Consider the following 10,600-nt stretch of genomic DNA (forward strand, 5'->3'; position numbering starts at 1 on the left):
CGTCTGCCTGATACGTCCTTGATATAGGCATTATGACGAGCCTCTCATATTACTGGAAATTCTAAAATTTCATTTTTTATTCGAAAAGCTGATAAGGGATTGAATTTATCGATAAGCAGGTGAAATGAATGGACTAATATTATCGATATCAGTTGCACATCGATTAATCAGGTTTGGGAGGCGTCTTGCAGAACACCATAAAGTAGTCGATCTAAGTCACGAATTAACATTCGTTGTAATCATTGTTTCATTCCATTTTGTTACATTACGCAACGAATTTTCTACTATCCACTTTGGAGCTACAAAATGAAAGTTGCAATGAAACCTTTGTCATTGGCTGTGCTTGCGGGTCTTGGTTTGACTCTAGCAGGCTGTACAACAACACCAGATACCGATGAAGTGATTAAACTACGTGTCGTAGAGACAACGGACATCCATACCAACCTAATGGATTACGATTACTACAAAGACAAGCCATCGAAAAAAATCGGCTTAGCACGTACTGCAACTCTAGTAAAAGAAGCTCAAAACGAAGTAACCAACAGCGTATTAGTTGATAACGGTGACTTGCTGCAAGGTAGCCCAATGGGTGACTACATGGCAGACAAAGGCATCGAAGCGGGTGAAGTTCACCCTGCATACAAAGCTATGAACCAGCTAAGCTACGACGCTGCAAACATAGGTAACCACGAATTCAACTACGGTCTTGATTTCCTAGAAGAGTCAATCAACGACGCTGATTTCCCGTACATCAGTGCTAACGTTTACGACGCAAAAACCAAAGAACACTACTTCACACCTTACATCATCAAGACGCACACGTTTGAAGATACTGCAGGCGTAGAGCATGAAGTAAAAGTCGGCTACATCGGTTTCGTTCCACCACAAATCATGACGTGGGATAAGAAGAACCTTGAAGGTAAAGTAATCGCTCGTGACATCATTGAGACGGCTAACGAGTTAGTGCCTCAAATGAAAGCGGAAGGCGCTGAAGTTATCGTTGCTATCCCTCACTCAGGCGTATCAACTGACCCATACAAAAATGGCGAAGAGAACTCAACGTTCTACCTATCTGAAGTAGATGGCATTGATGCGATCGCATTCGGCCACTCTCACGCAGTGTTCCCAGGTAAAGGTTTTGATGACATTCAAGGCATCGACAACGAAACGGGCACAATGAACGGCGTTGCGGCAGTAATGCCAGGTCGTTGGGGTAGCCACGTTGGTGTTATGGACCTAACACTGGCACAAAAAGACGGTAAGTGGGAAGTCGTTAAAGGCCAATCAGAAGCACGCCCTATCTACGACAAGATCGAGAAGAAATCTCTTGCTGCGGCTGATGAAGGCATCGTAACAGCACTAGAAAAAGACCACGCTGGTACTCGTGAGTTTGTTAACCAACCGATTGGTAAAGCAGACGATGTGATGTACAGCTTCTTGTCTCTAGTACAAGACGATCCAACAGTTCAAATCGTTAACCTTGCACAGAAAGATTACGTTGAACAGTTCATCCAAGGTGACCCTGACCTAGATGGTACGCCAGTACTTTCCGCGGCTGCACCATTCAAAGCTGGTGGCCGTAAGAATGACCCAGCGAACTTCACTGAAGTTGAATCTGGTCAACTGACATTCCGTAACGCAGCTGACTTATACCTTTACCCGAACACACTAGTTGCGATGAAGGTAACAGGTCACGAAGTAAAAGAGTGGCTTGAGTGTTCTGCTGGTCAATTCAACCAAGTTGATGTTAACTCAACAGCACCACAACAGTTGATCGAGTGGGAGAACTTCCGCACTTACAACTTCGATGTTATCGACGGTGTTGATTACCAAATCGACGTAACTCAACCTGCGAAATACGATGCAAACTGTAAAGTCGTTAACCCTGACTCACAGCGTATTGTTGGCCTAACTTACCAAGGTAAGCCAATCGACATGAAGCAAGACTTCCTGATCGCAACCAACAACTACCGTGCATACAGCGCTAAGTTCCCAGGCACAGGTGAAAACTTCATCGCATTTGATGCACCAGATGAGAACCGTACTGTTCTTGCAAACTACATCTCTCGCGTAAGCAAAGAACAAGGTCAAGTGAGCCCAAGCGCAGATAACAATTGGTCATTTGCACCAATCAAAACGGATAACAAGCTAGATATCCGCTTTGAAACATCTCCAAGCGACAAAGCAGCAGAGTTCATTAAAGAGAAAGGTCAATACCCGATGAAACGTGTTGCGACTGACGATGTTGGTTTTGCTGTTTACCAGATTGACCTAACTAAATAGATTGCTTAAGTAATCCATAGTTAACGTTCTGAAAGGCTGAGTTTTACGACTCAGCCTTTTTCTTTTCTTCTAAATGTTCAGCCCAAAGCCCTAATTTTCGAACGACAAACTCTCGTTCAACCCGCTTCCAAATGCCACGCCTTCAGCTTCAAAACAGCAGTCAAACAGCAGTCAAACAGCACGACTCAAACCACCAATTGAATGAATCCAACACAAAAAAACACTAATCAGCTGTAAGTTTTTATCTGCTCCTCCTGTCTATTTAATTTACCACACTCAATGAATGGTGGTTAAGCCATTCATCTATAGGATAGATAAGGGCATTTAATGAGCACCGTCGAGAGCATTCAAGCATGGTTACATTCAGGGGAGGAGTCGCTGCTATGGCTGATGCTTGGCATCATCGCGCTTTCTTATCTGCTTGAAGATCTTGCGATTGTTACGGCGGCAGGTATCGCGACTCAAGGTCTAATACTTCCTCAATATGCGCTGCTTGCTATTTTCATCGGTATTGCCACGGGTGATCTCGGTCTTTATTACCTGGGTAAATCAGGACGTTACTTCCGAGGTGTTCGATATAAAGCCCTCACTAATAAGTACTTTCGTTCGCTTCGTACCAAATTACGTCAGAACGCATTCAGCAGCCTTTTTGTTATCCGCTTTATTCCCGGGCTTCGTACCGTCGGCTTTACCTTAAGTGGCTTTTTCGCCATCCCACTGCCTACTTTCTTGTTTGCCGTGATTAGTGCCACTGCGCTCTGGACTGGCATTGTCTTCTCTGCCATCTACTATTTAGGGACATCAGCGTGGCTGCAAGCCTCTGAATATCAATGGATCATCATCCCGTGTGCCATCGCTTTGCTGTTTATCGGCAATCGATTAATGAATAGAACCTACTCTAGAGGATTATCATGAGTTCACCGCAAGATATTCGCATCATTCCAGCACATCAAATTAATGCAGGCATGCCTTTGCTTGAAAAAGATACCGTGCGCAGCGTCTCTCCTTATGAGTTTCTTCCAACTTGGTTCTTCTACACGCCAGTGGTGATTCAAAGCCTGATGCAAGGGTTACGGCACTTTGACTGGGCGCTGCCGCTCATCGCCAATCCGAGCATCAAACTCAGTGGCATGGTCGGCGAATCAAAACACGAGATATTAAGCCTTGCCGGATCTTCAAGTCAGCGTTGGATCTCACCGTTTATCACCCTAACCAAAACGGATCTCAGCAGTAAAAAACAAGCCGAAGACGCACGCAGCGCACTCATACAAACGGATCTTGATTTCCCTATCGTGGCTAAGCCGGATCTTGGCTGTCGAGGTGTCGGAGTTAAGCTGATCAACACACAAGATCAACTTGAGCAGTATGTTGAATCTTTCCCAAATAATGCTCGCTTTCTACTGCAGAAAAAGGCGCCTTATCAAGCCGAAGCGGGTGTTTTCTATGTTCGTTACCCAAACAAAAAGCAAGGCGAGATCATCTCGATCACACTCAAATACGCACCAATGGTGATGGGTGATGGCAAGTCGACACTCAAACAGTTAATTGAAAATAGCCCGCGTGCTGGGCAGCTTAGTCACCTGTATCTACCGAGACATGAAGATAAATTGGATCAAGTGCTCGCAGAGGGCGAAGAGTTCCAACTCGCGTTTGCAGGCAGCCATAGCCGTGGCTGTATCTTCCGAGACGGTAATCAATACATCACTCAGGCTTTAACCGAACGCTTAGACGAGATATTCGACGACTTCGATGGCTTTCACTTTGGTCGACTCGACGTCAAGTTTAAGGACATGCACAGCCTAATGAACGGCGAGGATTTCACGATTCTTGAGGTCAATGGCGCAAGCAGTGAGGCTGGACATATCTGGGATCGCAACACCCCATTGCGAGAGATATTTTCCACGCTACTTCTGCAATATCGCATTCTTTTTGATATTGGCGCTCAGCAAAAACAACGAGGCCACCAATCCCCTTCTTTCAAGAGCTTATTTGCGGCGTGGCAAGAAGAGCGACGTCTTGTTCAACAATATCCGACTACCGACTAACTTTTCACGAGGATCATGAATGAACCCCATAGCCCAGCCGAGCGCCCTTACTTCTTTCTCTCCTAGCATCAAGGGAGCGGTAGAGATATTGAATCAGGGTCTAGAGTTTTTGTTAGCGATTTCTGACAGCGATTACCTAACACGAGCAAAGCCACACGTTACAAGCTCTATCGGTGAACATACTCGTCACACACTGGATCTTTTTCACGCCTTGATTTTAAAAGAGGATGAGACCGTTGATTACAACACTCGTCGTCGTGGTCATCCTGTCGAATACGACCGCTCTATTGCAGTCAAAGAGATCCACTATGTGATCAACTGGCTTGAGCGATTAGACCGTCGAGATCTCGAAGCGCCTATCATGATCCAAACCGAAGTTTCGATGGACGCTCAAGTGTTCGCAAGCCTGCCTTCAACGCTCGAAAGAGAGGTCACCTTTGCCGCACTGCATGCCAATCATCATTACGCTATGATCAAGGTGATCACCACCTTCCTAGACGTCGAGACCTGCAACACCTTTGGTTATGCCCCAACCACCAGCAGCTATCTGAGGGAGCAATAATATGTGTTCAGTATCTTGGCTGCTTGAAGAAAATGGTTATCAGGTCTTTTTTAATCGTGATGAACAAAAGACGCGGGCACTGGCAATGCCACCTAGACAATATCGAGTCAACGGTGTCGATATCATCATGCCACTCGACCCAACTGGCGGCGGTAGCTGGATAAGTATTAATGAGTTCGGGCTTTCGCTGTGCCTACTCAATAACTATCAAGGCACAGTGCCCGTTGGTCCTTTAGTAAGCCGCGGTTTGCTACTTAAAAACCTATCATCGAGTCGTAATATCAGTCAGCTCTCTGAAGCATTTCACAAGCTAGACCTACACTCTTTTGCCCCATTTACCTTGCTGGCTTTCGCGCCCAATCTAACCCAACACAATGGTCTGGTTATCGCCTACATGTGGGATGGTATTCAACAGCAAATAGTCGACACCGATTCTCCACTCTTCTCATCCGGTGTTGATTTAGAGCGAGTGCAAGCTTACCGACAAGCAAAATACGATCAGCTTATGGCAACAGGTAAGAATCAACAGAACTTACTTAAGTTTCACTCTCACCATCACAACGAACAACCTCATTTAGCAACCTGTATGCATCGCGAAGACGCACATACAGTGAGCTTTACACACTTACGTAATCTGCATGGCCAAGCCTCTATGTTTTATGCACCCGGCTCACCATGCGAACCCATTAAACCATGCCAGATAAATCAGCAGCGCTTTACCTTTGATTTATCACCCGCAATCAATCTATAGATGGAGTCCATCATGAGAAAACTATTCACCATGGTTCTGCTACTTGTTAGCCCGTACGTATTTGCTGCCGATGAAATCTACACTGGCTTCTTTAGCAGTAAGGCGCTCGATGGCTACGATACCGTCGCGTATTTCACTTCCGGTAAGCCCATTGAAGGCAGTAAAAAATTCAGCACTGAGTACAAAGGCGCGGATTGGTATTTCTCTTCTGAAAAGAATCTGACTTTATTTGTTAATAATCCTGAAAAATATGCCCCTCAATATGGTGGCTATTGCGCTTGGGCTGTATCAGCGAAAAGTGACTTTGCACCGGGTGACCCACATCAATGGACGATTGTTGATAACAAGCTTTACCTCAACTACGACCAAGAGATTAAGCAGCGTTGGGAACAAGACCAAGCACAGCATATTCAACAAGCCGATAAAGTTTGGCCGCAACTGATTAAGTAAGGTAATTTCATTATGATTGATAGTCCTTTTCGTTTACCACGTTACACGCCTTTTGGTTTAGGTGAGTCTGTTGTCGAGTGGGCAACTGGGCTATCTAAGCTAGACCGACTCTATCAAGATCGACCAAACGAGTTATCTAGCTTTGAATTCATGCATCACACCCTGTCGGCGCTCAATATCGACTACTCGGTTGCATCGGGAAGCACGGAAAACATCCCGGAAGAAGGGCCTGTCGTGATTGTGGCGAACCACCCGCTTGGCGCCATCGAAGGCGTGATCCTTGCCGATCTCGTAGGATCAGTAAGAAAGGATGTGAAGGTGCTGGCCAATGAGTTACTTAAGCGCCTGCCTGAACTGGATGATCTTTTCATCGGTGTCGATGTCTTTAACAGTAAAGAATCGAAACGCACCAATGCCAAAGCGATTCGAGATGCCAATCGTCATTTGGCTGATGGTGGACTATTGATTGTATTCCCAGCAGGTGAAGTATCAAGCTACCGTAAAGGGGCAAAAACACTGACAGACATCGAGTGGAGCAAGTCGGTAGCGAAATTCGTCAAACGTCACCAAGCCACCACGGTACCTATCTTTATCAATGGCAAGAACAGTGAGCTTTTCTATCAAGCGGGTCGCGTTCATCCACTGTTGAGAACCGCTCTACTCGGGCGTGAACTTCTTAATAAACAAGCGACAACTATCTCTATCTCGATTGGCTCATCGATTCCGTATTCAGAGATAAAATCGTTTGAAAAAGAGATGGATATCGTCAACTACCTACGACTTAATACCTATCTAATGAGTCAACAAGATAGTCCGAACACGCCAATCCACGCGCCCTCTTTCGATACCCAAGTGATAGCGCCTATTCCACCAGAAGTCTTATCAATAGAGATAGACTCACTCCCTGAAGAGATGAAACTGCTCGAGCAAGGGAACTTTGAGGTCTACTGCACACCAAGCCAATCCATTCCTAACTTAATGCGCGAGATTGGTCGAGTAAGAGAAGAAAGCTTTAGAGAAGTCGGAGAAGGCAGCGGGCTGGCCTGTGATTTAGATGAGTATGACCTTTACTACCATCAACTGTTTGTGTGGAATAAAACCAAGGCAGAACTGGTTGGCGCGTATCGACTCGGTATGGTCGACAAACTCATCGCTGAGCACGGGCTTGATCAGCTCTACTCTCGTAGCTTGTTTAACTACAACCAAGAATTCATTGATACTCTAGAAAACAGCATTGAGCTTGGGCGATCGGTAGTAAGTAAACCTTACCAAAAGAGCCTGAACTCACTGTTACTATTGTGGAAAGGCATTGCGACCTTTGTGTCTCGTCACCCTCAATATACCCATCTGTTCGGCCCAGTCAGTATCAGCAATGATTACAGCCACAATGCGCGTCTGTTGATCGCGACCACGTTATCAATCCACCATTATGATGAGGAAAAGGCGAATTTGGTTTCACCTTCGTCACCACTCAATACCAGCAGTCATGTGTTCTGGCAAAATCACCTGCTCTCTTCACTGGCGAGTGTGCCTCTGCTCTCTAAAGTGTTAGCACGCATGGAGCAAGGTAAAGGCCTGCCGGTACTGCTGCGCCAATATCTAGGGATGAACGGTAAACTGGTGTGTTTTAATGTCGACCCATCGTTTAATGATGCCTTGGATGGCTTGATTGTGGTGAACCTTAAAAAGGTACCACTGAAGACTCTGGGTAAATACATGGGCAGAGAGCTTGCTCAAGATTACCTAGAGCAACACGCACGCCGCTGATTTATCCCGCTCTGTACCTCTCTCCAAATAAGTGCGATGATTTCGGCACTTATTTGGGTTAGGTTATTTTTCATGCACACCTCTTTTATCGAACAACTACAAAGCTTCGACTTCTCTGAAAGCCAGATTGAATCTCTACTCGCTGTCGCCAAGCCACTTGAGCTGCCAACCAGACACATCTTGATCAATCAAGGTGAGATGGCGAGTTCAATCTACTTTGTACTTGAAGGCTTGTGCCATGCCTGCTACCTCACTGATGATGGTAAGCAATACAGCAAAGAGTTCTATTGGGAACAAGATTGGATCATCGGCTTTGAGAGTCTGATAAAGAACCAAGCCTCTCCTTACCTATTAGAAACGCTGACACCCATCACCATGTTAGAGCTGCCAATGAATGCGGTTATCGAGTGGCGTGCATCAAATAATCCTTTGTATTTAAAGCTGTTAGAAACACAACTGATGCATAAGGAAAACAAAGAACGCTTCATGCTGCTCTATACACCAGAGCAACGCTATCAGCTGTTCTGCGAGCACTATCCCGACCTTGAGCAGCGCTTGAACGACAATCAAATTGCAGCCTACCTAGGAATAACCGCAATCAGCCTGAGCAGAATTAAAGGTCGAATTAACAATAGTTAATGCCAACAATCATCGCGCATAGTACATTCAGAGCATCGATAATCTCTGGATGTAAACATGATTACTTGGCACTCAATTCCTTTTTCTGAACTCTCAACACAACAGCTTTATCAACTACTTAAATTAAGAGTCGATGTATTTGTGGTCGAGCAGACTTGTCCTTATCCAGAGCTGGACGGTAAAGATACACTCGCGGGTGTTGAGCACCTGCTTGGCTATGCTGATGAAGAGTTGGTAGCGTGTGCACGTTTATTACCACCAGGTACCTCTTACGACAACACCAGCATCGGTCGAGTCGCAACCAAGCAATCGGCAAGAGGTGGTGGCTTGGGGCATCAATTAATCAAAGAAGCATTAACACGCTGCGAGGCTCTTTGGCCAAATACGGCCATTGATATTGGCGCGCAGCAACACCTAGAAAACTTCTATGCGAGCCACGGCTTCAACACCATCTCGGATATGTACCTCGAAGATGACATTCCTCATATAGACATGAGATTAGAAAAATAATGACGAATATCACTGCCGGTATTCTATTGTTGGTTGCAGGTAACTTGTTTGCCTCGCTTTCCGACGTAGCGGTAAAGCTGTTAAATGGCGAAGTACCGCCCTTACAGTATATTTTTTTCCGACAGTTGATATCTCTGCTCATCATCACCCCTTTGTGGCTACAGCAGAAAAAAGAACAACGGCGCTTACAGCAGGCTAAGGTAACCTTCATTCGAGGTCAGTTAATTCTGATCGGCAGTGGGTGCATGGTGGTCGCGATCACTCACTTGTCTTTGGCAACCGCCAACGCAGTATTTTATGTCGCGCCTTTACTGATGTTGCCGCTCTCAATGTTGCTATTGAAAGAGCAACCGGCACTCGGCAAGGTTATCGGCACAACCATAGGTTTTATTGGTGCATTGATTGTCTTGAGGCCATCACAATTTCATTGGGCGGCACTGTTTGCTTTGGGGACAGCACTCACCCTAGCACTATTTAATGTACTCGTAAGAAAGCTTCCTAGTGAGCAAACGGTGGTCACTACGCTGTGGTGGACAACCTTATTCTCTATTCCAGCCTCATTAGTACTGTGCTTCTTATACTGGCAGCCAGTGTCTGTGGAGCATTTGGGATACATAGCCCTGAGTGCGACGCTAATCTTAAGTTACAACGGCCTTGCGGTTGCTGCCTATCAAAAAGCACACTCTAGCCAAATTGCCTTGGCTGAGTATTCAGGATTGGTGTTTGTCGCGCTAATAGGTGCAATATGGTTCGATGAGATTCCGGATACATTAACCTTTATCGGAATCATGCTTATCATCTTGCCACTCGCCCCTTTCAAGCGACCAAAAAAAAGAGCTAATGCTTAGCTCTTTTCTATCGTTTATCTGTGTCTGGTGAAGCGCTTTAACTCAGGCTCACTATTCATCTACTTACTGCGACCAAAGCCACCATCGGATAAGCGGAAGAACATCACCGAAGTGTCGCCTTTCTCTAGCTGAAGAATGTCCAACTGCCCAGTTTCAGCAAGTTTGAAACGAACCAGCTGGCCTTTACGAATCTGACTGAGCGGCTTATCTGCACCTTCAATTCGCACTAACGCATTCAAGTCAGACAATGGCAAATCGTTGTTTCGAAAAACCTGCGCTAACGTATCCCCTTGCTTAACAAGGTACTCCTGCCAATTTTTGTTACTCGGTTCTAATGAGCTGTTCTTGGCATTTTGCTGTTCGCTTAAGCCGACGGTGTTTATTTCAAGCTCAACGCGCGATGTTGTTGGAGCTGTGTCTACTTTAGGTTCTGGTAGCGGCACAAAAAGTAATATCAGTACGATCGGAGAAATCACCATCAACAGTCTTTGGTGTAACTTCGGCAATGAACCCCAAGTTTGCGCTGTCGAGGTTTTCATTTTCTTCACATCGATCGAACTCAATTTCTCTTTGACCTGATTCAGTCGATCCTTGAATTCTGCTAAGTGGTCAACTTTCTGTTTTTTCTTTTGACGACGATTCATACCACTGCGTCCTATACATTGAATAACTACAGTATAAAAACCAAAGTACCAACAGTATAGATCTTTCCGTCACAACAAGGCCCAAAGCGAGAAAATTGACA

Annotated in this window: 11 protein-coding genes; 10 read left to right on the forward strand and 1 reads right to left on the reverse strand. The window is 45.5% G+C overall.

Annotation, left to right across the window (positions count from 1 at the left end):
• Window positions 1–306 precede the first annotated feature (306 nt).
• The 10 genes from AB4371_RS00315 to AB4371_RS00360 all read left to right on the forward strand — a co-directional run bounded on the left by AB4371_RS00315 (window position 307) and on the right by AB4371_RS00360 (window position 9,855).
• Window positions 307–2,283: a bifunctional 2',3'-cyclic-nucleotide 2'-phosphodiesterase/3'-nucleotidase gene (locus tag AB4371_RS00315; protein ID WP_372148592.1), complete on the forward strand. Its 1,977-nt coding sequence runs from the start codon at window positions 307–309 to the stop codon at window positions 2,281–2,283.
• A gap of 327 nt (window positions 2,284–2,610) precedes the next feature.
• Window positions 2,611–3,198, forward strand: coding sequence for a DedA family protein (locus AB4371_RS00320; RefSeq protein WP_017100018.1), 588 nt, complete (start codon window positions 2,611–2,613; stop codon window positions 3,196–3,198).
• Window positions 3,195–4,328 (forward strand): D-alanine--D-alanine ligase, encoded by a 1,134-nt coding sequence (locus tag AB4371_RS00325; protein ID WP_371725124.1) that lies wholly within the window; start codon window positions 3,195–3,197, stop codon window positions 4,326–4,328. The genes AB4371_RS00320 and AB4371_RS00325 overlap by 4 nt, the downstream gene beginning before the upstream one ends.
• 19 nt (window positions 4,329–4,347) lie before the next feature.
• The gene (locus AB4371_RS00330) at window positions 4,348–4,890 is read left to right on the forward strand and encodes a hypothetical protein (protein WP_081230983.1); all 543 of its coding nucleotides are present in this window, start codon (window positions 4,348–4,350) and stop codon (window positions 4,888–4,890) included.
• 1 nt (window position 4,891) lies between these two features.
• Window positions 4,892–5,641, forward strand: coding sequence for an NRDE family protein (locus AB4371_RS00335; protein WP_372074948.1), 750 nt, complete (start codon window positions 4,892–4,894; stop codon window positions 5,639–5,641).
• 12 nt (window positions 5,642–5,653) lie between these two features.
• Window positions 5,654–6,091, forward strand: a complete 438-nt coding sequence (locus AB4371_RS00340; protein ID WP_048618618.1) for a YHS domain-containing (seleno)protein — start codon at window positions 5,654–5,656, stop codon at window positions 6,089–6,091.
• Window positions 6,092–6,103: 12 nt separating this feature from the next.
• Complete coding sequence (locus AB4371_RS00345; RefSeq protein ID WP_372148595.1) at window positions 6,104–7,858, forward strand: lysophospholipid acyltransferase family protein; 1,755 nt, start codon at window positions 6,104–6,106, stop codon at window positions 7,856–7,858.
• A gap of 72 nt (window positions 7,859–7,930) precedes the next feature.
• Window positions 7,931–8,497: a Crp/Fnr family transcriptional regulator gene (locus AB4371_RS00350; RefSeq protein ID WP_017067547.1), complete on the forward strand. Its 567-nt coding sequence runs from the start codon at window positions 7,931–7,933 to the stop codon at window positions 8,495–8,497.
• Window positions 8,498–8,554: 57 nt separating this feature from the next.
• Complete coding sequence (locus AB4371_RS00355; RefSeq protein WP_017058878.1) at window positions 8,555–9,007, forward strand: GNAT family N-acetyltransferase; 453 nt, start codon at window positions 8,555–8,557, stop codon at window positions 9,005–9,007.
• Window positions 9,007–9,855: a DMT family transporter gene (locus tag AB4371_RS00360; RefSeq protein WP_017058877.1), complete on the forward strand. Its 849-nt coding sequence runs from the start codon at window positions 9,007–9,009 to the stop codon at window positions 9,853–9,855. The genes AB4371_RS00355 and AB4371_RS00360 overlap by 1 nt, the downstream gene beginning before the upstream one ends.
• A gap of 59 nt (window positions 9,856–9,914) precedes the next feature.
• Here AB4371_RS00360 and AB4371_RS00365 read toward each other — a convergent pair whose 3' ends face one another.
• Window positions 9,915–10,499 carry a LysM-like peptidoglycan-binding domain-containing protein gene (locus AB4371_RS00365; RefSeq protein ID WP_017068022.1) on the reverse strand — a complete coding sequence of 195 codons (585 nt, stop codon included), beginning with the start codon at window positions 10,497–10,499 and terminating at the stop codon, window positions 9,915–9,917.
• Window positions 10,500–10,600: the final 101 nt, after the last annotated feature.

The organism is Vibrio sp. 10N.261.51.A3, assembly GCF_041471965.1.
GTDB lineage: Bacteria > Pseudomonadota > Gammaproteobacteria > Enterobacterales > Vibrionaceae > Vibrio > Vibrio crassostreae_C.

Bases quoted from the DNA above. Each gene is read 5' to 3' on its own strand.
- AB4371_RS00315 (WP_372148592.1), top strand. From the start codon at position 307: ATGAAAGTTGCAATGAAACCTTTGTCATTGGCTGTGCTTGCGGGTCTT.
- AB4371_RS00320 (WP_017100018.1), top strand. From the start codon at position 2,611: ATGAGCACCGTCGAGAGCATTCAAGCATGGTTACATTCAGGGGAGGAG.
- AB4371_RS00325 (WP_371725124.1), top strand. From the start codon at position 3,195: ATGAGTTCACCGCAAGATATTCGCATCATTCCAGCACATCAAATTAAT.
- AB4371_RS00330 (WP_081230983.1), top strand. From the start codon at position 4,348: ATGAACCCCATAGCCCAGCCGAGCGCCCTTACTTCTTTCTCTCCTAGC.
- AB4371_RS00335 (WP_372074948.1), top strand. From the start codon at position 4,892: ATGTGTTCAGTATCTTGGCTGCTTGAAGAAAATGGTTATCAGGTCTTT.
- AB4371_RS00340 (WP_048618618.1), top strand. From the start codon at position 5,654: ATGAGAAAACTATTCACCATGGTTCTGCTACTTGTTAGCCCGTACGTA.
- AB4371_RS00345 (WP_372148595.1), top strand. From the start codon at position 6,104: ATGATTGATAGTCCTTTTCGTTTACCACGTTACACGCCTTTTGGTTTA.
- AB4371_RS00350 (WP_017067547.1), top strand. From the start codon at position 7,931: ATGCACACCTCTTTTATCGAACAACTACAAAGCTTCGACTTCTCTGAA.
- AB4371_RS00355 (WP_017058878.1), top strand. From the start codon at position 8,555: ATGATTACTTGGCACTCAATTCCTTTTTCTGAACTCTCAACACAACAG.
- AB4371_RS00360 (WP_017058877.1), top strand. From the start codon at position 9,007: ATGACGAATATCACTGCCGGTATTCTATTGTTGGTTGCAGGTAACTTG.
- AB4371_RS00365 (WP_017068022.1), bottom strand. From the start codon at position 10,499: ATGAATCGTCGTCAAAAGAAAAAACAGAAAGTTGACCACTTAGCAGAA.